Origin of the sequence: Micromonospora citrea (assembly GCF_049629545.1) — a bacterium.
Classification (GTDB): domain Bacteria; phylum Actinomycetota; class Actinomycetes; order Mycobacteriales; family Micromonosporaceae; genus Micromonospora; species Micromonospora citrea_A.
In genome coordinates this window covers 425,230-448,912 of the sequence record NZ_JBNADX010000001.1, presented here as the reverse complement: position 1 = coordinate 448,912, position 23,683 = coordinate 425,230, and the positions used below count along the sequence as shown (strand labels likewise).

The following is a 23,683-nucleotide window of genomic DNA, read 5'->3' as shown; positions in this document are numbered from 1 at the left end:
GGCCGCTCGCGGCGGTGTCGACAGGGTGGTCCACGGGCGCTCCTGGTCCGAGTGGGTGGCGGTCCGGCCGGGTCACGGGCGCTCCCCGGTGAGCACGACCACCGGGTTGGTGGCGGCGAGCCGCAGGGATCCGCCGGGCAGGTCGGCCAGGCGGGCGGCGGAGAGTTGGCTGCCGTCGACGGCGTAGCCGGCGTCGCGCAGCAGGTGGACGGCGGGCGCGACCCGGTCCAGCGCGGCGAGGGTGAGCACCACCCGCCCGGGGCGGCGGGCGGCCACCGCGGCGAGCACGTCGGTGCCGCCTCCGCCGACGAAGACGGCGTCGGGGTCGGGCAGGTCGCGCAGGGCCGCCGGGGCGTGGCCGGTCACCACCCGTACCTGCACCCCGTGCCGGGCGGCGTTCGCCGCGACCGGCGCGTCCGGGTCCCGCTCCACGGCGATGACGGCCGCGCCGAGCAGGGCGCACTCGATGCCGACGGAGCCGCTGCCCGCGCCGACGTCCCAGACGAGCCGGCCGAGGCGGGGACGCAGCCGGGCCACCGCGAGGGCGCGTACCTCCGCCTTGGTGATCATGGAGTCGCGATGGTGGTACGCGGACTCGGGCAGCGCCCAGCCGCCGGGCGGTGCGGCGGCCGGCTGGTTGTCCGTCCGCATCGGCCCGACACCGGGCGGGGCGGACGGGGCGGGGGCGGGTGTCGGGGCGAGGCTGAGCAGCACGTGCGGGTCGGCCCAGGCCCGGGTGGCGGCCTGCTCCGGGGTGGTCCAGGTGACCCGTTCGGCGTCGGTGCCGAGGTGTTCGGCGACCACGAGGCGGCGGGGCCAGCCGGCCAGCCCGGCCCCGATCTCGGCGGCCCCGGCGCCGGGAGCGGTGAGCACCGCGACGGCGGGCAGCGCCCGGCAGGCGTTGAGGGCGGGCCCCGGGTCACGGCCGTGCGCGGTGAGCACGGCCGCGCCGTCCCAGTCGAGCCCGGCGCGGGCGAACGCGGCGGCGACGCTGGAGACCGCCGGCAGCACCCGCACCGGCAGCCCGGCGGCCCGCAACCGGCGGACGATGCCGAAGAGCCCGGGGTCGCCGCTGGCCAGCACGACCGCCGGCGCTCCGGCCGCGACGGCGGCGGCGAGCCGGGCCAGCGCGGGGGCGAGCGGCCCGAGCACGACGGTGGGGCAGCCCGGCGGCGCCGGCAGGGCGGCCAGGTGGCGGGCCGCTCCGACGACGAGGCGCGCCCGGGCCAGCGCGTCGTGCGCGTCGGGGTGCGGCGGCCGGCCGGCGGCGTCGATCCCGACCACGGTGACCGCCGGGCTCACCGCCCCGGTCTGCCGGCGGTCCGCCTGCGCGCTCGCGGAGGCGTCCGGGAGGCCGGCGGGTGCGGCGACGGCGCGGCGGTCGGCGGCCGGGCCCGTGCCGTCGCCGGAGCCGGTCGGGGCGGTCACCCGGACCACCGCCCCGAGGAGGCGACCACCTGGGATCCGGTGAAGTCCACCATGGCCACGTCGACGGCGACGCCGTGCCCGGCGAAGCGGCGCAGCACCTGACGTACCCGGCGGCAGAGCAGGTCACCGGCGGGGCCGAGCAGGCCGGCGGCCTCCCACAGCTCGTACGCGTGCCGCCCGGTGTTGGCCGCCGCGACCGCCGCCACCAGGTCGGCGTCACCGCCGGCCTCGGCGGTGACCGCGCCGAGCAGCGACAGGTCCACCTTCGAGCGGGTGTAGTGGGTCATCAGGATCCCGGCGGCGAGTTTGGCGAGCTTGCCGGCCATGCCGACGAAGACCACACCGGTCATCGCGTCACCGACGGCGGCGGTGACCGCCGCGCCGGTGAAGTCGCCGACCTCGACGAAGCAGACCTCGGGCAGCTCCGGCAGGAGTTCCCGGGCGGCCCGCTCGGTACGCCCACCGGTGCACAGCACCACCGTCCGCTCACCCTGCGCGGCCATCACGTGCACCGCCTGCACCACGCTGGCCCGCCAGGAGGCGGTGGAGAAGGGCCGGACGATCCCGGTGGTGCCGAGGATGGAGATGCCACCGAGGATGCCGAGCCGCCGGTTGGTGGTCTTGCGGGCCATCACCTCCCCGCCCGGCACGCTGATCACCACCCGGACGCCCACCTCGGTCAGGTCCACCACTTCGGCGACCGCCTCGCCGATCATGCGGCGCGGGGTGTCGTTGATCGCCGGACCGCCGACGGCCAGGCCGAGCCCCGGCCTGGTGACCGTGCCGACGCCGGGCCCTGCGTCGAGCTGGAGACCGGGACGGTCGTGCCAGCCGACGGTGGCGGTGAGGTGCGCGCCGTGGGTGACGTCCGGGTCGTCCCCGGCGTCCTTGACCACCACCGCCTCGGCGTGCGCGTCGGGCAGCGGACTGAAGTCGCAGCGGTGCACGGTGAAGCGCACCCGCCGGCCGGCCGGCAGCCCGATCTCCACCTCCCGCTGCGGGGCGCCGGTGAGCAGCGCGGTCACCGCCGCCTTCGCCGCCGCCGTCGCGCAGGCGCCGGTGGTCCAGCCGGTGCGCAGCGCGGTCGGCCGGACCTTCGCGGTACGCGGCAGGTCCGGCTCGCGCAGCGGCGGCTCGGCGTACGTCATCGCGGCAGCCCGCCCGCCCCGGGTGACGCCGGACGGTCGGCGGCGCCCACCGGCGGGGCCACCGCCCGGGAGCGGCGCAGCTCGGCGCGGGCGGCCGGCTCGGCCCGGCGAAAGGTGTGGAAGTGCCCGGGGTGGTAGAGGTGCGAACGGGTGCCGGTGGCGGCGAGGGCCGGACCGACCAGGAAGAGGGTGTGCTTCCAGAGCTTGTGCTCCTTGACCGTGGCCTCCAGCTCGCCGAGGGTGCAGCGGACCACCAGCTCGTCCGGCCAGGTCGCCTGGTACGCCACCACCACCGGGGTGTGCGCGGGGTAGCCGCCGGCGAGCAGCTCGGCCTGGGCCTGCCCGGAGCGGGCCGCGGAGAGGAAGAGCGCCATGGTCGTGCCGTGCCGGGCGAACTCGCGGACCCGCTCCCCCGGCGGCATCGGCGTCTTGCCGCCCTCGAGCCGGGTGAGGATGACCGACTGGGCCACCTCGGGGATGGTCAGCTCCCGGCCGACGATCGCGGCGACGGCGGTGAACGAGGAGACCCCCGGCACGATCTCCACGGCCAGGTCGAGGGCGCGGCAGAGGTCGAGCTGCTCCTGCACCGCGCCCCACAGCGCCGGGTCGCCGGAGTGGATCCGGGCCACGGTCAGCCCCTCGGCGGCGGCCCGCCGGTACAGCGGCAGCACCCCCTCGATGGGCAGTTGGGAGGAGTCGACGATCTCGGCGTCGGGGCGGGCGTGGGCGAGGACGTCCGCGTGCACCAGGCTGGCCGCCCAGATCACCACGTCGGCCTCGGCGATCACCCGCGCGGCGCGCAGGGTGAGCAGGTCGGCGGCGCCGGGGCCGGCCCCGACGAACCACACCTTCGCGTTGGTCACAGCTTTCCTCCCCGCCGGTCCCGGCGGGCCGGGACCAGCAGCGTCGACAGGTAGGGCAGGTCGTCGTCGGCCCGGTCGACCGGACCGATCCGCTCGTCGGGCAGGCCCAGGCCCCGGCCCAGCACCGCGTCGGGGAGCCGGCCGTGCCGGCGCAGCGCGTCGACCAGCTCGGCGTGGCGTCGCCAGCCCTTGTAGACCACGACGGTGCCGGGGCCGGCGAGGGCGTCGTCGACGAGCGCGAGCCCGGCGGTGGCCGGCAGCAGGGTGAGCGGCTCCCGGCCCTCGCAGAGCGGCACGCCGCTGCGGGCGGCGAGGTCCTGCATGGCGGTGATCCCGGGGACGGTGCGCACCTCGACCGCCGGGCGCAGGGCGCGCACGCTCTGCGCCAGGTAGCCGAAGGTGGAGTAGACGTTCGGGTCGCCGATGGTGGCGAAGGCGATCGTGCGGGCCCCCTCGTCGAGGGCGGCGACCACGGCCGCCGCCGCCGCGTCCCACGCGGCCTCCCGGCGGGTGGTCACCCCGCCCCGGTCGTCGAGGGCGAACGGCAGCCGGCGCAGCCGGTCGGCCGGGACGTGCGCCCGCACCGTGGCCTCGGCACGGCCCCGGGGCGCGTCCGCGTCCGAGGCGAGCCGGTCCAGCACCGGTACGACCACCAGGTCGGCCTCGCGCAGCACCCGTACCGCCCGGAGGGTGAGCAGGTCCGCGTCACCCGGCCCGACGCCGACCCCGGTCAACGTGCCGGCCCCGGCACCGCCCCGGCCGGGACCCGGCGCACCCTCGTCCCGGCCGCCGTAGGACGCGCTCGGGCCCCGGCTGTCGGCGGGCCGGTCCCCCGTCGGGTGGTCGGCGTGGGCGGTCACCGGCTCGCCGCCTCGACCAGGCGGCGGGCGGCCGACGGGCGGCCGGCCCAGTGGGTGTGCAGGTAGGAGGCGTGCACCCGGCCGGCGACGAAGCCGTGCGGGCTGTCGTCCCAGCGCCACGCCGGCCGGTCGCCGTACCCGGGGTCGGTGGTGGTGCGGTGGAACTCGTGTCCGCGTACCGGCTCGCCGGCGGGGTGGACCGGGGAGTCGGTGGCGGCGACGGCGTCGCGGTAGCCCAGGGTGAGCCGGCCGGTCATCCGGGCGGTGTGCGGCAGCCGCCCGCACATCGGCACGCCGTCGAGGGCCTGGCCGAGGTAGAGCAGCCCGGCGCACTCGGCGACGAGCGGCCCGTCGAAGTCGGCGAGGTCGGCGCGCAGCGCGGTGTTGGCCGCGAGGGCCTCGGCGTGCACCTCGGGGAAGCCGCCGCCGATGACCACGGCCCGGGTGCCGGCCGGCAGGGCGGGGTCGCGCAGCGGGTCGAAGGTGACCACGGTGGCCCCGGCCGCGGCGAGCAGTTCGGGTGTCTCGGCGTACGAGAAGGTGAAGGCCGGCCCACCGGCGACCGCGACCACCGGACGGCCGGCGCCGGCCGGGCCGCCGACGGCGACGCCCGGGTCCCAGGCGTCGACGGTCAGCGGTGGGGCCGAGCGGGCCAGGTCGAGCACGTCGTCGAGGTCGACGGTGGACTCGACCAGGCCGGCCAGCGCCTCGACGACGGCCAGGGACTGCGGGGCCCGCTCGGCGACCGGCACCAGCCCGAGGTGGCGGGCGGGCGCGGCGACCTCGACGGCGCGGGTGACCGCCCCGAGCACCGGTACGCCCACCTCGGCGAGGGCGTCGCGCAGCAGCGCCTCGTGCCGGGGGGAGCCGACCCGGTTGAGGATCACGCCACCGACGCGCACGTCGGGGTCGAAGGCGCGCATGCCGAGCACCAGGGCGGCGGCGGAGCGGCCCTGCGCGGTGGTGTCGAGGACCAGCACGACCGGCGCGTCGATCAGCCGGGCGACGTGGGCGGTGGAGGCGTACGCGGCCCGGCCGACCGCGCCGTCGTGCAGGCCCATCACGCCCTCGACGACGGCGATGTCGGCGGGGGTGGGGACGCGGGCGCCGTGCCGCAGCAGCGGCGCGATCCGCTCCTCGCCGACCAGCCACGGGTCGAGGTTGCGGCCGGGCCGGCCGGCGGCGAGCGCGTGGTAGCCGGGGTCGATGTAGTCGGGGCCGACCTTGTGCGGGCTGACGGTCAGGCCCCGGCGGCGCAGCGCGGCGAGCAGCCCGGTGGCCACCGTGGTCTTGCCGTGTCCGCTGGCCGGGGCGGCGACCACCAGCCGGGGCAGCGCCCACTCGTCGGTCACCACTCGATGCCCTTCTGGCCCTTCTGGCCGGCGTCCATCGGGTGCTTCACCTTGGTCAGCTCGGCGACCAGGTCGGCCGCCTCGACCAGGCGCGGGTCGGCGTCCCGGCCGGTGATCACCACGTGCTGGAAGCCGGGCCGCTCGGCGAGGGTCCGCACCACCTCGTCGACGTCCACCCAGCCCCACGTCATCGGATAGGTGAACTCGTCGAGCACGTACAGGCCGTAGCGTTGCGCGGCGAGGTCCCGCTGGATCTGCCGCCAGCCCTCCAGGGCGTCGGCGGCGTGGTCGGCCTCGCCGCCGCGCTGGATCCACGACCAGCCCTCGCCCATCTTGTGCCAGGCGACCGGCGCGCCCTGGCCGGTGCGCTCGTGCACCTCGCCGAGGGCCCGGAACGCGGCCTCCTCGCCCACCCGCCAGCGGGCGCTCTTGACGAACTGGAACACCCCGATCGGCAGCCCGGCGGTCCAGGCCCGCAGCGCCAGCCCGAACGCGGCGGTCGACTTGCCCTTCATGGTTCCGGTGTGGACGACGACCAGCGGGCGGTTGCGCCGCTGCCGGGTCGTCAACCCGTCGGCCGGTACGTGGGACGGCTTGCCCTGCGGCATCAGGCGACACTCCTCGTGATCGTGGCGGACGGCGGACGGCTCCGGGCCGCCCGCGACGGGGACACCGGCAGCGCCCGGGGACGCGACGGCGCGGCGGGGTGGGTGGCGAGGTTGGCGAGCGGGTCGGCGGCCACCGCGTCGAGCGGGTGGTGGTCCGCGTCGAGCTGGGTGGCGAGGCGGCGGGCCAGGCCGAGGCGGACCGGCCCGGACTCGCAGTCGACGACGACGCAGGGCGCGCCGGTGGCGGCCAGCACGGCCGCCGCGCGGGCGGCCCGGTCCAGCGGGCGTGCCCCGGCGGTGGCCCGGCCGTCGGTGACCACCAGCACCAGGGGGCGGCGGCGCGGGTCGCGCAGCCGCTCCACCCGCAGCAGCTCGGCGGCGGCGAGCAGCCCTTCGGCGAGCGGGGTGCGCCCGCCGGTGGGCAGCTCGGCCAGTCGTGCCGAGGCGGCCAGCACGGAGGAGGTGGCCGGCAGCAGGACCTGCGCGCCGGTGGCCCGGAACGCGACCACCGCGACCTTGTCGCGGCGCTGGTAGGCGTCGGTGAGCAGGGCGAGCACCGCGCCCTTGACGGCGGCCATCCGCTGCCGGGCCCCCATCGACCCGCTGGCGTCGACCACGAAGAGCACCAGGTTGCCCTCGCGTCCCTCCCGGACCGCCTCGCGCAGGTCGTCGGGGCGCAGCACGAGCGGCCCGTCGAGCCGGCCCCGGCCGGCCTGGCGCGGGGCGGCGGCTCGCAGCGTCGCCGGCAGGTGCAGCGCGCCGGCGCGGCCGGCGGGCACCCGCGCCCCGGTGGTCCGGCCCCGCCCGGTCCGCGCCCGCGACCGCCGCCCGGGCACGCCGTCGCCGACCCCGGGCGCGGTGAACAGCCGCGCCTTCAACCCTTGCTCGGGTACGGCGACCGGCTGGGCCCGGCGCGCGTCCGCCCCGGCGCTCGGCCCGCCGTCGTCACCGGCGCGGTGCCCGGCGGCGTCGGCGCGCTCCGGTCCACCGGCCCGGTCGTCGCGCGGGTCGCCGTCACCGCCCGGCCCGCCGTCACCGCCCGGCCCGCCGTCACCGCCCGGCCCGCCGTCGCCGCCCGGCCCGCCGTCACCGCCCGGCCCGCCGTCGCCGCCCGGCCCGCCGTCGCCGCCCGGCCCGCCGGGACCGCATGGGCCACCGGGCCCACCCGGGCCGCCCGGACCGCCGGGTGCCGGACCGCCGCCCGGGCCGTCGTCGTCCGGGTCGTCGGGGTGTTCCTCGCGGGCCCGCTCCAGCGCCTCGTCGAGCCGCTTGTCGTCCAGGCCGGGGGTGTCGAACGGGTCCCGGCGACGCCGGTGCGGCAGGGCCAGCCGGGCGGCCACCCGGACGTCCTCGGCCGTCACCCGCTCCCGGCCCTGCCAGGCGGCGTGCGCGACGGCGGTACGGGCGGTCACGATGTCGGCGCGCATGCCGTCGACGTCGAACGCGGCACACACCTCGGCGATCTGCCGCAGCGCCGTGTCGGGCAGCAGCACGTGCGCCAGCCGCGCCCGGGCGGCGGCCACCCGGCGGGCGACCTGCGCGTCGGCGTCGGCCCAGCCGGCGGCGAAGCCGGCCGGGTCCGCGTCGGCGGCGAGCCGCCGGCGGACCACCTCGACCCGTACGGCGGGGTCGCGGCTGGCGGCCACCTCGACGGTGAGCCCGAACCGGTCGAGCAGCTGCGGGCGCAGCTCCCCCTCCTCCGGGTTCATCGTGCCGACCAGCAGGAACCGGGCGGCGTGGCTGACCGAGACGCCTTCCCGCTCGACGTGGCAGCGGCCCATCGCGGCGGCGTCGAGCAGCAGGTCGACCAGGTGGTCGTGGAGCAGGTTGACCTCGTCGACGTAGAGCACGCCGCGATGGGCGGCGGCGAGCAGTCCCGGCTCGAAGGCGCGTACCCCCTCGGCGAGGGCCTTCTCCAGGTCGAGCGAGCCGACCACCCGGTCCTCGGCGGCGCCGACCGGCAGCTCGACCAGGCGGGCCGGTCGGCGCTCGGCCGGCGACCCGGCCGGGTGCGGCCCGTCGGGGCAGCCGGGGTCCGCAGCGGCCGGGTCGCAGCCGAAGCGGCAGCCGGCCACCCGGTCCACCGGGGGCAGCAGCGCCGCGAGGGCCCGTACGGCGGTGGACTTGGCGGTGCCCTTCTCGCCCCGGACGAGCACCCCGCCGATGGCCGGGCTGACCGCGTTGAGCAGCAGGGCCAGGCGCATGTCGTCCATGCCGAGCACCGCCGAGAACGGGTATGCGCTCACTGTGCCTCCTCCAGGTCGCCCTCGCTGGTCAGGTACGTCTCGCGGAGCCGGTCGAGCGTCGCCGGCTCGGGCCTGGCCCACAGCCCCCGGTCGGCGGCCTCCAGCAGGCGTTCGGTGATGCCGCGCAGCGCCCACGGGTTGGACCGCTCCAGGAAGGCGCGGGTCTCGGCGTCGAAGACGTACGCGTCGGCCAGGTGCTCGTACATCCAGTCGTCGACCACCCCGGCGGTGGCGTCGTAGCCGAACAGGTAGTCCACGGTGGCGGCCAGCTCGAACGCGCCCTTGTAGCCGTGCCGGCGCATCGCGGCGATCCACCTCGGATTGACCACCCGGGCCCGGAACACCCGCCGGGTCTCCTCGCCGAGCGTGCGGGTACGCACGTCGTGCGGCACCGCCGAGTCCCCGACGTACGCGGCCGGGGCGGCGCCGGTGAGGTGGCGGACCATCGCCACCATCCCGCCGTGGTACTGGAAGTAGTCGTCGGAGTCGACGATGTCGTGCTCGCGGGTGTCCTGGTTCTTCACCGCGACGGCGATCCGGGCGAAGGAGCGTTCCATGTCGGCGCGGGCCTCCCGCCCGTCCAGCCCCCGGCCGTACGCGTAGCCGCCCCAGACCGCGTACACCTCGGCCAGGTCGGCGTCGGTGCGCCAGTTGCGGGCGTCGATCAGCGGCAGCAGTCCGGCCCCGTACGCCCCGGGCTTGGAGCCGAAGATCCGGGCGGTGGCCCGGCGCTCGTCGCCGTGCCCGGCCACGTCGGCGGCGACGTGCGCCCGGACGTAGTTCTCCTCGGCCGGCTCGTCGAGGGCGGCGACCTGCCGCACCGCGTCGTCGATGAGGGTGACCACGTGCGGGAAGGCGTCGCGGAAGAAGCCGGAGATGCGGACGGTGACGTCGACGCGGGGGCGACCCAGCTCGACCAGGGGCACCACCTCGACGCCGGTGACCCGGCGGGAGCGCTCGTCCCAGACCGGCCGGCAGCCGAGCAGGGCGAGGATCTCGGCGATGTCGTCGCCCTGGGTCCGCATCGCGCTGGTGCCCCAGACGGTCAGCCCCACCGAGCGCGGGTACGCCCCGGTGTCGGCGAGGTGCCGGGCGAGCAGCGAGTCGGCCAGCGCCACCCCGACGTCCCAGGCGTTGCGGCTGGGGATCGCCTTCGGGTCGACGGAGTAGAAGTTCCGGCCGGTCGGCAGCACGTTGACCAGACCCCGGGTCGGGGAGCCGGACGGGCCGGGCGGCACGAACCGGCCGTCCAGCGCGCCGAGCACCCGGTCGATCTCGTCGGTGGTGCGCGCCAGCCGGGGCACCACCTCGCGGGCGGCGAAGCGCAGCACCTCGGCGGCGTCGGGGACGGGCCGGCCGACGACCTCCTCGACCACGGCGTCGACCTTGCCGGCGTCCCAGTCGAGGGTCTCCATGCCGACGACGAGGCGGCGGGCCAGCCCTTCGATCAGGTCGATCGCGTCGGCGGCGGTGGCCGAGGGGCCGTCCACGGCGTCGGTCAGCGTCTGCGGCACGGTCACCCGCTGCCCCGGCGCGGCGAGCAGCGTCTGCTCGTCGAGGCCGTGGCCGGCGGCGATCGCCTGGCGCAGGCCGGGCAGGGCGCGGGTGCCGCCCCAGACCTGCGGGGCGCGCAGCACCGCGAGCACGAGGTTGACCCGGGCCTCGCCGGTGGGCGCCTCGGCCAGCACGTGCAGACCGTCGCGGATCTGCACGTCCTTGACCTCGCAGAGGTAGCCGTCGAGGTGCAGCACGAAGTCGTCGAAGTCGTCGGCCGCCGGCATGTCCTGCTGGTGCAGGTCGTGGTGCAGTTCGGCGGCGCGGACGAGCTGCCAGATCTGCTGCCGCACGGTGGGCACCTTGGCCGGGTCGAGGGCCTGCACGGTGGCGTACTCGTCCAGCAGCTGTTCGAGTTTCGCCAGGTCCCCGTACGTCTCGGCGCGGGCCATCGGCGGCACGAGGTGGTCCACGACGACGGCGTGGGCGCGACGCTTGGCCTGGGTGCCCTCGCCGGGGTCGTTGACGATGAACGGGTAGACCAGCGGCAGGTCGCCCAGGACGGCGTCGGGGGCGCAGTCGGCGGCGAGCCCGAGGCCCTTGCCGGGCAGCCACTCCAGGGTGCCGTGCTTGCCGAGGTGCACCACCGCGTCCGCGCCGAAGCCGCCGTCGGCCACCGGCGCGGCCAGCCACCGGTACGCGGCCAGGTAGTGGTGACTCGGCGGCAGGTCCGGGTCGTGGTAGATGGCGATCGGGTTCTCCCCGAAGCCCCGTGGCGGCTGGATCAGCAGGGTGACGTTGCCGAAGCGCAGCCCGGCCAGCACCACGTCGCCGCCGTCGGTGTACAGCTCGCCGGGCGGTTCGCCCCAGTGCTGGCGCATCCGCTCGCGCAGCCCGGCGGGCACCTGCGCGAACCAGCGCCGGTAGGTCTCCTGCGGCACCCGGGCCTCGGCGGCGGCGAGCTGCTCGGGGGTGAGCCACTCGACGTCGTGCCCGCCGGCGGCGATCAGCGCGTGGATCAGCGCGTCGCCGTCGGTGGGCGCCGGCGCGTCACCGAGGTGGTAGCCGGCGGCGGCGAGGGCGGCGAGCAGCCGCACCGCCGAGGCGGGGGTGTCCAGGCCGACGGCGTTGCCGACCCGGGAGTGCTTCGTCGGGTAGGAGCTGAGCACGACGGCGAGGCGTTTCTCGGCGTTCGGCACGTGGCGCAGCCGGGCCTGGCGTACGGCGATGCCGGCCACCCGGGCGGCCCGTTCGGCGTCGGCGGCGTAGACCGACAGCCCGTCGGCGTCGATCCGCTTGAACGAGAACGGCACGGTGACGATCCGGCCGTCGAACTCGGGGATGGCCACCTGCATGGCGGCGTCCAACGGGGAGAGTCCGGCGTCGCTGTCGGCCCACTGCTCGCGGGTGCTGGTCAGGCAGAGCGCCTGCACGATCGGCACGTCGAGGGCGGCGAGCGCCCCGACGTCCCAGGCGTCGTCGTCGCCCCCGCCGGAGGCGTCGGCGGCGACCGCCCCACCGGCGGCGAGCACGGTCACCACCAGGGCGTCGCAGCGGGCGAAGAGCTCCAGCGGCCCGTCGCCGGGGGCGAGTCCGCGCAGCGAGCCGCAGAAGATCGGCAGCGGGTCGGCGCCGGCCGCGTCGACCGCGTCGGCGAGCGCGTCGACGAAGCCGGTGTTGCCGGCCAGGGCGTGCGCCCGGTAGAAGACGATGCCGACGGTGGGCCGGCCCGGGTGGGCCGGCCGGTCGCCGTGGATCCCGTACGCCGGGGTGGGCGCGGGCGGGGCGAAGCCCTCGCCGGTGAGCAGGACCGTGTCGGAGAGGAACCGGGCCAGCTGGGCCAGGTTGTCCGGGCCCCCTTCGACCAGGTAGGACAGCGCCTCGGCGGCCACTCCGGCGGGCACCGTGGAGGCCGCCATCAGCGCGGCGTCGGGCACCGCCTCGCCGCCGAGCACCACGGTGGGCACGCCGGAGGCGAGCACCGCGGCGAGCCCGTCGGGCCACGCCTGCCGGCCGCCGAGCAGCCGTACGACGGCCAGGTCGACCCCGTCGAGCAGGGCCGGCACGGCGTCGACGTCGACCCGGGCGGGGTTGGCCAGCCGGTAGTCGGCGGCGCCGGCGCGGGCGGCGAGCAGGTCGGTGTCGGCGGTGGAGAGCAGCAGGATGCGCACGGACGGCTCCGGAGAGTGACACCCGGACCGGCGCGGGGGCGGTCGGGCGGGGCGGGGGGCGGGCGCGGTTCAGCGGGTACGACGAGCGGCCGACCGCTTCACCGGCGGTCAGCCGGTGGGCGCGGACGGCGCGGTGCGGGACTCAGCGGTGAACGGCGGAACGGTCGGCGCGTGGGCCGGGAGCGGCCCCGGCACGGCCGGGCAGGGGCGCGGCGGCGCGCCCGGCACGGGTACGACGGGTGTCGTCGACGGTGGAGACGCTGCGCGTCATCGGGTCCTCCTCGGGTGTCCACGCCCTGGGGTCACTCCCGACGGCCGAAGTATCCTGGCTCCCGGATCGACGCTCTCCCCCGGCCTTCCAACCGCAGACGCACGGCCGTGACTCACGAGGGGGGATCGCTCCCCGGTGACAGTGGCGGGACCGCGCCGGAATCGCACCGGCTTCCTTCACTGCCGTCAGGCCGCGAATGCTGCCACACCCGTCGCCGCCGGGTCAACGCCGCCCCACCACCGGTCGACGTCGACGGCGGTCGATCGCTTCGGTGCCCGCTCCGCAGTGGACACCGGCGCGCGATCGATGCGTCCGCATCCCGCGCCCGGGCCACCCCGACGCCGCGCGGCCCGTCGTCGGGGCCGGCCGGCGGGGCCGGGCGACCGACCCGGCGCGACGGCGTATCGGCCGGTCAGCGACGTCCACGGGGCAGCGGGGCGTCGGCGGTGCGCCTACCATCGGCCGGGATCGACCACCATGGTCGAGCGGAGGAGGGCCGGGCCATCAGCGGCACGACGTTCCAGCACCTGACCGGGCGGGTCTGGCTGCTGCCCGGAGACCCGGACCCGCTCGCCGTCCAGGCCGGCGTGGCGCTGATCACCGACGAGCGGGGCGGCGTGCTGGTCGACGCCGGCCAGAGCCCGGCCCACGCCCGGGAGATCCGCGCCGCGCTGGCCGCGACGGGGCTGCCCGCGCCGCGCTGGCTGGTCTACACCCACCACCACTGGGACCACGTCTGGGGCGCCTGCGCCTGGCCGGGTGTGGAGATCGTCGGCCACGTCGCCGGGGAGTCGCTGCTGCGCGCCGAGGCGGCCCGGCCGTGGAGCCACCGCTACCTGCGCGAGCAGGTCCGCGCCGAGCCCCGGCTCGGGCCCAGCTTCCGGGCCCGGGCCCTGGCCATGGAGACCTTCGACGGCTTCGCGGTGCTGCCGCCGACCCGCACCTTCACCGACGAGCTGGAACTGCCCACCGGCGTACGACTGCGGCACGTCGGGGGCCGGCACGCCCCGGACTCCACGGCGGTGCTGGTGCCGGACTCCGGGGTGATGCTGCTCGGCGACTGCTGGTACCCGCCGCCGGCGCACCTGCGCGGGCCGGACGACGGCCCCGACCTGGCGCTGGTCCGAGGGCTGCTCGACGACGCCTACGGCTGGTACGTCTCCAGCCACTCGGAGCCGATGACCCTGGCCGAGGCGCGCGCCGCGCTGGCCTGAGCCGGGTCAGCGCATCCGCCGCTCCGGGTGGGCCCGGTTCCAGGCGCGCATCCGCTCCGGGTAGCCGGTCCGTGCCGCCTCGTAGAGCGGCACCGCGTGCCGGTGGGCCAGCTTCGCCGCCGTCCGCGGCGAGCCGGTCCGGCGACGGATCCACTCGCCGTCGTGGGCGATCGCCACCACCGTGGTGTCGGTGGCGGTGGTCTCCGGTTCGAGGTAGAACTCCACGCCGTGCCGGCTGGTCACGAACGCCTCCAGCGCCGCGAGGTCCTCCCGGGTGGCCTCCCGGTCGAGCCTGGTCGGGGTCCCCTCGGCGGCCCGGGACCGTCGGCTGAACCAGCCCATCTCCCGCTCCTTCCCTCTCGGCCTGCCCTCCAGTGGAGCACCCGAACCTGGCAGGAGGCTGCGAGGCCGCTGACGACGACCTGACCGGGGTCAGCCGAGCGCGGTCATCTCCTCGTCGCTCAGGCGCAGCGCCCCGGCGGCGATGTTCTGCGCCAGGTGCTCCGGGTCGCCGGTGCCGGGAATGGCCAGCACGTGCGGCCCCCGGTGCAGGGTCCAGGCGAGGCGCACCTGGTGCGGGGTGACCCCGTGCGCGCGGGCGACGGCGTGCACGGCGGCGGCGTGCACGGCCACCGCGCCGGACTCCCGCCGTGTGCCGGCCAGCGCGAAGAACGGCACGTACGCCACCCCTCGTGCCCCGCACTCGCGCAGCAGCGGGTCCTGCTCGCCCCGGTTGTCGACGGCGTAGGCGTTCTGCACGCAGACCACCGGGGCGATCGACTGGGCCTCGTCCAGGTGGTCGAGCCGCACGTTGGACAGGCCCAGGTGCCGGATCAGCCCGGCCTCGCGCAGGTCGGCGAGGGCGCCGAAGGCCTCGGCGACGGAGTCCCGTCCCGGCCGCCGGACGATGCGCAGGTTCACCACGTCCAGGTGGTCGCGGCCGAGTCGGCGCAGGTTCTCCTCCACCTGGGCGCGCAGCCCCGCCGGCGAGGTGTCCTCGTGCAGGCCGTGCGCCGGGTCGTACCCGAAGCCGACCTTGGTGGTGATCACCAGGTGCTCCGGGTACGGCGCGAGGGCGGCGCGGATCAGCTCGGTGGCGTACCGGGCGGGGCCGTCGCCGACGTTGAGGGTGCCGCCGGGCGAGACGTAGAACGCCGCCGTGTCGATGTGGTTCACACCCAGCTCGACGGCGCGGCGCAGCACGCCGATCGCGCGCGTCGGGTCGGGGTCGGGGGTGGTCCGCATGGAGCCGAAGCCCATCCGGTGCACGGTCTTCTCGCCCAGGGTCCAGCTGCCCGCGGCAGCCGCGGTGATCTCGTCGACTGGCATCCGGCGACCCTAGCCAGCCCCGGTGGGGCCGCGCAGTCGGCCGCGCGCCCGATACCGGCGACGGCCGCCCACTGTTAGGTTCTATGTGCTGGATCGGTGCGCCGGCGGGCGGGTCGCCGGCACCAGGGCCAGCGTCGGGATCAGCAGCAGCGGCACCACCAGCAGCGCGCGCAGCGTCCCGACCCGGTCGCCGAGCAGGCCGAGCAGCGGCGGGCCGGCCAGGAACGCCGTGTAGCCGATCGCCGCGACCACGCTGACCCGGTGCGGCGCACGGTCCTCGTCGTCGGCGGCGGCGCTCATCCCGACCGGGAAGCCGAGCGAGGCGCCGAGCCCCCAGAGCGCCACCCCGACGATCGCCACCGGCCCGTTGCCGGCGAGCACCGCCAGGCCCGCGCCGGCGGCGGCCAGCAGGATCGTGCCGAGCAGCACGGGCACCCGCCCCCACCGGTCGATGGCGACGGTGCCCGCGGTGCGGCCCAGGGTCATGCCGGCGACGAAGACGGCGAAGACGGCCGCGCCGGCCGCCTCGCTGACGCCGTACCCGTCGATGAAGGCGACGGCGACCCAGTCGTTGGCGGTGCCCTCGGTGAACGCCATGACCATGACCAGCGCGCCGACGAGCAGGGTGCGCGGCTCCCGCCACGCGGCGAGCAGCCCGCCGCGCCGGGCCTTCGCGCCGGCCTGGCCGGGTTCGGGGCGCTGCGCGGGCAGGAACGCCCGTGCGCCGAGCAGGGTGCCGCCGAGCACCACCGCGGCCAGCAGGCCCAGGTGCGCGGCGATCGGCACGCCGAGCCGCGCGGCGCCCGCGCCGAGCCCGGCGCCGGCGACCGAGCCGAGGCTCCAGGCGGCGTGGAACCGGGGCATGATCGTGCGTCGGAGCCGCCGCTCCACCGCCGCGCCCTCGACGTTCATCGCCACGTCGCAGGTGCCCGAGCCGTAGCCGAGCGCGAAGAGGCCGACCGCCACCCCGGGCAGCGAGCCGGCGACCCCGGCGGCCAGCCCGACCACGACCAGGCCGAGGGAGACCAGCACCGTGGCGAACACCACCGCCCGGGCTGCGCCGAGGCGTTGGGCGACCAGCCCGGCGGTCGGCAGCGCGAGCATCGCGCCGACCGACATGGCGACCAGCAGCAGGCCGAGCCGCCCCGGGCTGAGGTCGAGGGACTCGCGGACGGCGGGGACCCGGGCGAACCAGGACGCGACGGCGAGACCGTTGAGGGCGAAGACCACCGCCACGCCGGTACGGGCGGCGAGCACCGCCGGGGGTACGGCGGGCGCGGGCGGTGCGGTGACCGGGTCGGCTGACCTCACGGGGTTCCTCTCGTCGGTGTCGTGCCCGACGATCGCACACCTGGAAGCGCTACCAGCACAAGCCGCCCCGCCCCTTACCCGCTCGCCGCCCGGCAGGGCATGATCGGAGGCGGGAGAGCGCTCCCATCACCGTCTCCGACGAGGTGGAGGACCACATGCCGTCGCCGCACCGCCCGGCCACCCTCGACGACGTGGCCCGGCTGGCGGACGTGTCCCGCTCGACCGCGTCCCGGGTGGTCGCGGGCACCGGGTTCGCCTCGCCGGCCGCCCGGGAACGGGTCCGCGCCTCCGTCGACCACCTCGGGTACGTGCCGAACCCGGCGGCCCGGGCGCTGGTCCGCGGCGCCGGCGTACGGCTGGTCGTGGCGGTCTCCGGCGCCACCCGGGACGTCCTGGACGACCCGTACGTCGACCGGGTCGTCGGCGCCGCCGCGGCGGCCTGCGCGCCGTACCCGGCCGGCGTGGTGCTGCACTGGCTGCCGCTGCACGACCCGGCCGCCCTGCGGCGCGTCGCGGAGGACCGGGGCGTGGCCGCAGTGGTGCTGGTGAACACCACCGAGCCGCTGCTCGACGCGGTCCCGGCCCGGCTGCGGGGCCGGGTCGCCTCGATCGGCATCGGCTCCGCGACGGTGCCCAGCTTCGACGTGGACAACGCGGGCGGGGCCAGCCAGATCGTCCACCACCTGTACGCCTCCGGCCGCCGCCGGATCGCGATGGTGACCGGCCCCCGGTGGCTGTCCTGCGCCGGCCGCTCCGTCGGGGCGTACCGGCGGATCATGCGGGCGGCCGGGTTGCCGGTCCGCCTGGTCACCGGTGACTTCACCGCCGGCCGGGGGCGGGCGGCCGCCGGTGAGCTGCTGGCCCGGTGGCCCGACACCGACGCCGTCTTCGCGGTCAGCGACCTGACCGCGCTGGGCGTGATCGCCGGGCTCCGGGAGTCCGGCGTGCGGGTGCCCGGCGACGTCGCGGTCGCCGGCTTCGACGACATCCCGCACGCCGCGCTGAGCACGCCCGGCCTGACCACGGCGAGCCACCCGGTCGGCCCGATCGCCGCCGCCGCGGCCACCGCGGTGCTGGACGGCCGGCCCGTCCCGCCGGTCACCTCGTTCCCGTCGACGCTCGTCCGCCGCACCAGCGCCTGATGAGGCTCGATCGCGCCGGCCCGCTGTGTCGGTAACCCCCGAATCCGCCGGCGGCGCCGGGTCAGAGCGCGGGCAGCCCGAGCGCCTCGTCCACCCGGGCCAGCACCGCCGCGTCGTCGTCGGTGCGTACCCCGCGCAGCAGGTCGATGGCGGTGGCCCGGACCTGGCCGACGATCACGGCCAGCGGCAGGGTCTGACCGGGGGTGAAGAGCCGACCGACGGCCCGTACCGCCGCCAGGGCGGCGGCGTCGGCGCGCTCGGCGTGCCGGTCGGCGTCGGCGTCCGCGCCGTCGAGGTCGGCGGCGAGCGCCGCGCCGGCCTCGCGGACCGCCTCGGCGAGGACGCGCAGCGCCGCCACCAGCTCGGCCGGCACCGCACCGGGCAACCGGTTGAAGGTCACCCCGGCCCGGGCGAGGACCCGCACGTTGCGCACCGCGTAGTCGATCTGGCCGACGGAGGCGTCCACGGTGCGCAGCCGGCCGATGTGCCGGCGACGGCGGACGTGCAGCCGCAGCGCCTCCCCGGCGGCGAGGACGGCGGTGCGCAACCGCTCCACCCCCGTGTCGAGCCGGCGGGCCCGGTCCAGGGCGGCCAGGGCCGCCGCCTCGTCCCGGTCGGCGAGTGCGGCGGCGACCTCCTCCAGCACCTCGGCCATCCCGTCGAAGGTGCGCCGGAACTCGGCCACCAGCGGGGCGAGCGGCCGCCGGACGTCGACGAGCTGGCTGGCCACCAGCGCCACCGCGCCGCCGATCAGCGCGTCGACGAAGCGGAACGGCACGAGCGACTCGGTCGGCGGGGAGACCACCACCAGGTACAGCGCCGACACGGCGGCCTGGACCACGGAGACGCTACTCGCGCCGATCGCCACGGCCAGGGCGATGGTCAGCAGGATGACCGTGAAGACGGTCCAGGTGGTGCGGGGCCCGAGCGCCTGCACCACCAGGTCCGCGACGAGCACGCCGGCGGCCACCCCGAGCACCACCTCGACGGCGCGGCGCATCCGCTGCCCGCGCGCCTGACCGAGGACGATCAGCGCGGCGGCCGGGGCGAAGAACGGCTGCGGGTGCCCGACCAGCCGGGTGGCGAGCATCCAGGCCACGGTCGCCGCCAGGGTCGCCTCGACGACCGGCAGCCAGCCCTGCCGCAGCCGTACGGCGGCCTCCCGCGTCCAGCCCCACCGGAGCATCGCCGCCTCCTCCCACCGGGTCGGGCCCACCGTAGCCCGGCCGGCGGGTCAGGCCCGCCAGACCCCGGCGGCCTGCTCGGCGTACGCCCGGAAGTCGCGCGGCGGGCGGCCGAGGATCCGCTCGACGCCGTCGGCCGGGCGGGCGTTGCGGCCGTCGAGGAGTTCGGTGAACAGGTACGTCAGCAGCGCCACCACGTCGGCCGGGACGCCCGCGGCGGCGAGGTCGGCCCGGTACGCCTCGATGTCGACGGGCAGCAGGCGTACCGGCCGGCCGGCGGCCGCGGCGATCTCGGCGACCGCCTCGGCGAAGGTCAACGGCCGGGGGCCGGTCAGCTCGTACGTCGCGCCGGCGTGCGCGTCGCTGGTGAGGGCGGCCACGGCGGCGTCGGCGATGTCGTCGACGTCGACGAACGGCTCCGGCACCTCACCGACCGGCAACGCCACCACCCCGGCGCGCACCGGCTCCACCAGGTACCCCTCGCTGAAGTTCTGCGCGAACCAACTGGCCCGCAGCACGGTGGTGGGGATGCCGCTCGCGGCGACGGCCCGCTCGGCCCGGACCGCCTCCGGCTCGCCGCGCCCGGAGAGCAGCACCAGCCGCCGCACGCCCTCTCCCGCCGCGAGCCGGGCGAACGCGCCGACCGTCTCCACCGCCCCGGGGGCGGCCAGGTCCGGCTGGTACGCCAGGTAGACCGCACCGACGCCGCGCAGCACCGGCGGCCAGGTGTCCGGGTCGGTCCAGTCGAAGGGCGGCGTGCCGGCCCGGGAGCCGACCCGGTGCGGTACGCCGCGCGCGGCCAGGCGCGTCGCGACCCGCCGTCCGGTCTTGCCGGTGCCGCCGAGGACGAGTGTCGTCAGGTGTGCTGTCATGCGGCCAGTCAACCCGCCGGCGATGAGACGCTGAATGGCTCAGGCCCGCAGAGACATTCGCGAGCGTCTACCATCTCCCGGGTGGATCTGCTGACCGGTCTCCTCGACGGCCCCCGGGCCCGGGGCGCGTTCCTGCTCCGGTCGCTGCTGGACCCGCCGTTCGCGCTGCGTATCGAGGACCGCGCGCCGCTGACCGTGGTGGCCCTGGTACGCGGGACCGCCTGGGTGGTGCCGGACGGCAGCACGGCGCAGCTGCTGCACCCCGGGGACGTCGCGGTGCTGCGCGGTCCCGACGCGTACACCATCGCCGACGATCCGGCCACGCCGCCGCAGGTGGTCGTCCAGCCCGGGCAGCGCTGCACCGACCTGCGCGGCGAGTCGCTGGCCACGGCGTGGGGGCTGGGGGTACGTACCTGGGGCACCGGCACGCCGGGCGACACCGTGCTGCTGACCGGCACGTACCAGCTCCCGGGTGAGATCAACCGGCGGCTGCTCGGCGCGCTGCCGCCACTGCTGGTGGTCCGCGCGCAGCAGTGGCACAGCCCGCTGGTCGGCCTGCTCGCCGAGGAGGTGACCCGCGACGCTCCCGGCCAGGAGGCGGTCCTGGACCGGCTGCTCGACCTGCTGCTGATCGCGGTGCTGCGCAGCTGGTTCGACCGGCCCGGCGGGGGTCCGTCCTGGTACGCGGCCAACGCCGACCCGGTGGTCGGGCCGGCGTTGCGGCTGTTGCGCGCCGAGCCCGCCCGGGCATGGACGGTGGCCTCCCTCGCCGCCGAGGTGGGCGTCTCCCGGGCCGCGCTGGCCCGCCGCTTCACCGAACTGGTCGGTGAGCCACCGATGACCTTCCTGACCGACTGGCGGTTGAGCCTCGCCGCCGACCTGCTGCGGGAGCCGGACGCCACCCTCGCCGCGGTGGCCCGCCAGGTCGGCTACGGCAGCCCGTTCGCGTTGAGCACCGCCTTCCGCCGGGTACGCGGCGTCAGCCCCCGCGAGCACCGCACCCGCATCCCCTAACCCTCCCCACACCCCGGCACCCACCCACCCCCTGGCTCTGCCCCTCCCGACCGCCCGGCTCCCCGAGCACGCCCGCTCCCGAGCCGCCCCCGCGCTGCAATTTCAGAGAAAGAGTGGCTATCCGAGCCGGAATAGCCACTCTTTCTCTGAAAGAGGCCGCACGCGACGGCGGCGGTGGCGCTCGTGCGGGGGGTGGCGGGAGGGGTTGGGTCAGGTGCCGGTGAAGGCGCGGAGCAGGGTGCGCACGGCCGCTCGCAGGTCGGCGCGGCTCTGCGGGGTGCCGGGTGGTGGGGCGCTGAGCGCGCCGGCGCCGACCAGGCGGTCGAAGAGCAGCCCGTCGACGAAGGCGACGAACTGGTCGCCCTGCCGGCGCGGGTCCGCCGCCCCGGCGCCGGCCAGCAGCGCCCGGGCCTGCTCGCGCAGGGCGGTGCCGTGCTCCAGGACGGACCGCAGCTCGGGGCGGTGGACGGCTTCCAGCAGGCAGGCGTACCGGGCGAGGGTGCGGTCGCGGTCGGTGGTGAGCCAGCGGTCGAGCACCTCGGCGGCGCCGGCGGCGAGCCGGTCGAGGTCGGCGGCGGTCAGCCGGGGCGGCGGGCCCGGTGGCGGCGGGCCGGTGGGCAGCGCCCGCGCGGTCAGGTCGGCCCGGTCCAGCTCGGCCAGGCGCCGTACCACCGCCTCGATGAGCGCCTGACGGGTGCGCAGGTACGCCGAGGTGGTGCCGAGCGGCACGCCGGCCCGGGCGTCCACCCCCCGGTGCGTGAGCGCCCGCATCCCGCCCTCGGCGAGCAGGGTGATCGCCGCGTCGGCCAGCGCCGCGACGCGACGGCTGAGAGGGCTGCCGCTGGTGCCGCCACCGGCCGCGTCCCGAGCGTTCATGCTGCACTCCCTCCCGCTGTTTCTACAGCTGTAGTATGACCTTCTACAGCTGTAGAAGGGTGGTCGGGATGGACGGACACGCGGTGGTTGTCGGCGCTGGCATCGGCGGCCTGGCCGCCGCACTCGCCCTGCACCGGTCGGGCTGGCGGGTCACCGTGCTGGAACGCGCGCCCGAGCTGGGCGAGGTGGGCGCCGGGCTGACCCTGATGGAGAACGCGCTGCGCGGGCTGGACGCGCTCGGCGTCGGGCCGGCGGTCCGCGCGCACGGCCGCGTCGACGGCTCGGGCGGGCTGCGTACCCGCACCGGACGCTGGCTGTCCCGGGTCGAGGCCGCCCGGATGACCGGGCAGCTCGGCACCACCATGGTCGGCATCCACCGCGCCGACCTGCACGGCATCCTGCGCGACGCCGTGCCGTCGGCCGCGCTGCACACCGACGCCGAGGTGCGGGACGTGACGACCGGCCCGCACGGCGCCCGGGTGCGCCACCGCCGGCAGGGGGAGCCGGTCACGCTCACCGCCGACCTGGTCGTCGGCGCGGACGGCCTGCGCTCGACGGTACGGTCCCAGCTCTGGCCGGACGCCCCTGCGCCGGTGTACGCCGGGGCGACGGCCTGGCGGGCGGCGATCGCGTGGGCCGACCCGCTGCCGACCGCGGTGAGCTGGGGCTCGGGTGCGGAGTTCGGCATGGTGCCGCTCGGCCGGGACCGCGTCTACTGGTACGGCGCGGTCACCGCCCCGCCCGGCGGGCGGGCCCCGGACGAGCTGGCCGCCGCGCGGGAGCGCTTCGGCGACTGGCACGACCCGATCCCCGCGCTGCTCGCCGCCACCGCGCCGGAGCAGGTGCTGCGCCACGACCTGTACCACCTGGCCACCCCGCTGCCGTCCTACGTGCACGGCCGGGTGGCGCTGCTCGGCGACGCGGCGCACGCGATGACCCCGTACCTCGGGCAGGGGGCCGCCCAGGCGATCGAGGACGCGGTGACCCTCGGCGCGGCCTGCGCCGGCGGGCCGGCCCACCTGGACGCCGCCCTCGCCCGGTACGACCGGCAACGCCGCCCGCGCACCCAGGCGCTCGCCCGCGCCTCGGCCCGCGTCGGCCGGTACGGGCAGCAGCTGCGCCACCCGGTCGCGGTCGCGCTCCGCGACACCCTGGTCCGGCTGACCCCGTCGGCGATGGCGCTGCGCCAGGCCGCCCGGTACGCCGACTGGCACCCGCCGCGCCGCTGACCGCGACAGGTCCACCCGTCCGCGAAAACGCGCCCGGGGCCTACGGGAGAATTGTACGCCGACCCAACCCCTCAGATTATCGACCACGCGCGCTTTTCCGGCTCCACCGAAAGGGAGATCACGCCGGTAAGATCGGCGACAGCGATGTGACCGATCATTGACTGCGCGCGGTGACGCCGATCACACACACTGCTGGCATGAATACGGGACTCACACGCGGCAGGGCATTCCGCGTCGCGGTGTGTCTCGCGCTGGCGGCCACCCTCGCCGGTTGCATGCAACTGCACGTCGGGCTCACCGTCAACGCCGACGACACGGTCGACGGCCAACTCCTCCTGATCGCCGAGAAAAAGTGGCTGACCAGCAGGGACAGGATAGTGTGGCCGACCACCAGGAACAGGACCGTCCAGGTCGGCTTCGCCGAGCTACGGAAGAACATGCCCTCCCTGCCGCCCGGCGAGGAGAGCGTCTACGAGAACGCGACCCACTACGGTTCTCTGATCAATTATCGGCGCACCCCGCTGGCGGATTTCCGCAGCGACAGCCTGAATCTGGTGCGCGACGGCGATCTCCTCCGGTTCCACCTCTCGCTCGATCCGCGGAAATACGGCGGAAAGGTGGCCGAGGAGGATCCGCGCAACCAGGCCCTGTTCCTCCAGTCGGCGTCGTTCGAGATTTCCGTGACCTTTCCCGGTCGGGTGATCGATTCCAACGGCGCGGTGACCGGTCGGTCGGTCACCTGGAAGGTCGGGCCGAGCCGCGACAAGCCGACCGAACTGCGGGCCGTCGCCGAGGCGCCGCTCCCGGCCACACCGGCCGCCACCGGGCCGGGCGGCACGGCCCGCGACGCCGACGACGACTCCGTCGGGTGGCTCGTGGTCGGCATCGGCGCGGTCGTGCTGCTGCTGGCCGGCGCGGGCGTCGTCGTGCTGCTGCGGCGCCGCCGGGGCGGTGCCGTCCCGACCCCGTCGGCCCCGACGGACACTGCCGCCGCCTCGGCGGCGGAGCACCCGGTCTGACCGGCTCCGGTCCGACCACCCACCACCGTCACCCGGACGTCCGCCCGCCGGC

The 23,683-nt window shown here is 77.0% G+C and carries 19 protein-coding genes, 1 pseudogene and 1 riboswitch; of the genes and pseudogenes, 5 read left to right on the top strand and 15 right to left on the bottom strand.

Annotation, left to right across the window (positions count from 1 at the left end; all coding sequences use genetic code 11):
- Positions 1–72 precede the first annotated feature (72 nt).
- The 9 genes and pseudogenes from cbiE to ACPFP2_RS01855 form a co-directional block, all read right to left on the bottom strand.
- The gene (gene cbiE, locus ACPFP2_RS01895; RefSeq protein WP_424085396.1) at positions 73–1,437 is read right to left on the bottom strand and encodes a precorrin-6y C5,15-methyltransferase (decarboxylating) subunit CbiE; all 1,365 of its coding nucleotides are present in this window, start codon (positions 1,435–1,437) and stop codon (positions 73–75) included.
- The gene (locus ACPFP2_RS01890; protein WP_424085394.1) at positions 1,425–2,576 is read right to left on the bottom strand and encodes a cobalt-precorrin-5B (C(1))-methyltransferase; all 1,152 of its coding nucleotides are present in this window, start codon (positions 2,574–2,576) and stop codon (positions 1,425–1,427) included. The genes cbiE and ACPFP2_RS01890 overlap by 13 nt, the downstream gene beginning before the upstream one ends.
- The gene (gene cobM, locus ACPFP2_RS01885; RefSeq protein ID WP_424085392.1) at positions 2,573–3,439 is read right to left on the bottom strand and encodes a precorrin-4 C(11)-methyltransferase; all 867 of its coding nucleotides are present in this window, start codon (positions 3,437–3,439) and stop codon (positions 2,573–2,575) included. The genes ACPFP2_RS01890 and cobM overlap by 4 nt, the downstream gene beginning before the upstream one ends.
- Positions 3,436–4,173 carry a precorrin-2 C(20)-methyltransferase gene (gene cobI / locus ACPFP2_RS01880; RefSeq protein WP_424085689.1) on the bottom strand — a complete coding sequence of 246 codons (738 nt, stop codon included), beginning with the start codon at positions 4,171–4,173 and terminating at the stop codon, positions 3,436–3,438. The genes cobM and cobI overlap by 4 nt, the downstream gene beginning before the upstream one ends.
- 122 nt (positions 4,174–4,295) lie before the next feature.
- A complete protein-coding gene (locus ACPFP2_RS01875) occupies positions 4,296–5,654 on the bottom strand; it encodes a cobyrinate a,c-diamide synthase (RefSeq protein ID WP_424085390.1) in 1,359 nt (452 codons plus the stop codon).
- Positions 5,648–6,259 carry a cob(I)yrinic acid a,c-diamide adenosyltransferase gene (gene cobO / locus ACPFP2_RS01870; RefSeq protein ID WP_424085388.1) on the bottom strand — a complete coding sequence of 204 codons (612 nt, stop codon included), beginning with the start codon at positions 6,257–6,259 and terminating at the stop codon, positions 5,648–5,650. The genes ACPFP2_RS01875 and cobO overlap by 7 nt, the downstream gene beginning before the upstream one ends.
- A 131-nt stretch (positions 6,260–6,390) precedes the next feature.
- A pseudogene (locus tag ACPFP2_RS01865) lies at positions 6,391–8,472 on the bottom strand (VWA domain-containing protein); the annotation flags it as partial.
- A gap of 29 nt (positions 8,473–8,501) precedes the next feature.
- Positions 8,502–12,170: a cobaltochelatase subunit CobN gene (cobN, locus tag ACPFP2_RS01860; RefSeq protein WP_424085386.1), complete on the bottom strand. Its 3,669-nt coding sequence runs from the start codon at positions 12,168–12,170 to the stop codon at positions 8,502–8,504.
- Between the two features lie 142 nt (positions 12,171–12,312).
- Positions 12,313–12,441 carry a hypothetical protein gene (locus ACPFP2_RS01855; RefSeq protein ID WP_363877753.1) on the bottom strand — a complete coding sequence of 43 codons (129 nt, stop codon included), beginning with the start codon at positions 12,439–12,441 and terminating at the stop codon, positions 12,313–12,315.
- 47 nt (positions 12,442–12,488) lie between these two features.
- Positions 12,489–12,618, bottom strand: a riboswitch (cobalamin riboswitch).
- 269 nt (positions 12,619–12,887) lie between these two features.
- Here ACPFP2_RS01855 and ACPFP2_RS01850 point away from each other — a divergent pair.
- The gene (locus ACPFP2_RS01850) at positions 12,888–13,655 is read left to right on the top strand and encodes an MBL fold metallo-hydrolase (protein WP_424085384.1); all 768 of its coding nucleotides are present in this window, start codon (positions 12,888–12,890) and stop codon (positions 13,653–13,655) included.
- A 6-nt stretch (positions 13,656–13,661) separates the two neighbouring features.
- On the opposite strand, the gene ACPFP2_RS01845 is transcribed toward ACPFP2_RS01850, so the two are convergent.
- The 3 genes from ACPFP2_RS01845 to ACPFP2_RS01835 form a co-directional block, all read right to left on the bottom strand.
- The gene (locus ACPFP2_RS01845) at positions 13,662–13,997 is read right to left on the bottom strand and encodes a hypothetical protein (protein ID WP_424085382.1); all 336 of its coding nucleotides are present in this window, start codon (positions 13,995–13,997) and stop codon (positions 13,662–13,664) included.
- Positions 13,998–14,087: 90 nt separating this feature from the next.
- A complete protein-coding gene (locus ACPFP2_RS01840; protein WP_424085380.1) occupies positions 14,088–14,984 on the bottom strand; it encodes an aldo/keto reductase in 897 nt (298 codons plus the stop codon).
- A gap of 81 nt (positions 14,985–15,065) precedes the next feature.
- The gene (locus ACPFP2_RS01835) at positions 15,066–16,295 is read right to left on the bottom strand and encodes an MFS transporter (protein ID WP_424085379.1); all 1,230 of its coding nucleotides are present in this window, start codon (positions 16,293–16,295) and stop codon (positions 15,066–15,068) included.
- Between the two features lie 155 nt (positions 16,296–16,450).
- Here ACPFP2_RS01835 and ACPFP2_RS01830 point away from each other — a divergent pair, with 155 nt between their 5' ends.
- The gene (locus ACPFP2_RS01830; RefSeq protein WP_424085376.1) at positions 16,451–17,437 is read left to right on the top strand and encodes a LacI family DNA-binding transcriptional regulator; all 987 of its coding nucleotides are present in this window, start codon (positions 16,451–16,453) and stop codon (positions 17,435–17,437) included.
- 61 nt (positions 17,438–17,498) lie between these two features.
- Here the strand turns inward: ACPFP2_RS01830 and ACPFP2_RS01825 are convergent, their stop codons facing one another.
- Positions 17,499–18,623, bottom strand: coding sequence for an FUSC family protein (locus ACPFP2_RS01825; protein ID WP_424085374.1), 1,125 nt, complete (start codon positions 18,621–18,623; stop codon positions 17,499–17,501).
- A 48-nt stretch (positions 18,624–18,671) separates the two neighbouring features.
- Positions 18,672–19,493, bottom strand: a complete 822-nt coding sequence (locus ACPFP2_RS01820) for an NmrA family transcriptional regulator (protein WP_424085373.1) — start codon at positions 19,491–19,493, stop codon at positions 18,672–18,674.
- A gap of 81 nt (positions 19,494–19,574) precedes the next feature.
- On the opposite strand from ACPFP2_RS01820, the gene ACPFP2_RS01815 reads away from it, so the two are divergent.
- Positions 19,575–20,507: an AraC family transcriptional regulator gene (locus ACPFP2_RS01815; protein WP_424085371.1), complete on the top strand. Its 933-nt coding sequence runs from the start codon at positions 19,575–19,577 to the stop codon at positions 20,505–20,507.
- Positions 20,508–20,717: 210 nt separating this feature from the next.
- On the opposite strand, the gene ACPFP2_RS01810 is transcribed toward ACPFP2_RS01815, so the two are convergent.
- Positions 20,718–21,383 (bottom strand): TetR/AcrR family transcriptional regulator, encoded by a 666-nt coding sequence (locus ACPFP2_RS01810; protein WP_424085369.1) that lies wholly within the window; start codon positions 21,381–21,383, stop codon positions 20,718–20,720.
- 68 nt (positions 21,384–21,451) lie between these two features.
- Here ACPFP2_RS01810 and ACPFP2_RS01805 point away from each other — a divergent pair, with 68 nt between their 5' ends.
- On the top strand, positions 21,452–22,612 hold the full coding sequence (locus ACPFP2_RS01805) for an FAD-dependent oxidoreductase (protein ID WP_424085366.1): 1,161 nt from the start codon (positions 21,452–21,454) through the stop codon (positions 22,610–22,612).
- Positions 22,613–22,782: 170 nt separating this feature from the next.
- Positions 22,783–23,631, top strand: coding sequence for an LppM family (lipo)protein (locus tag ACPFP2_RS01800; protein WP_424085364.1), 849 nt, complete (start codon positions 22,783–22,785; stop codon positions 23,629–23,631).
- Positions 23,632–23,683: the final 52 nt, after the last annotated feature.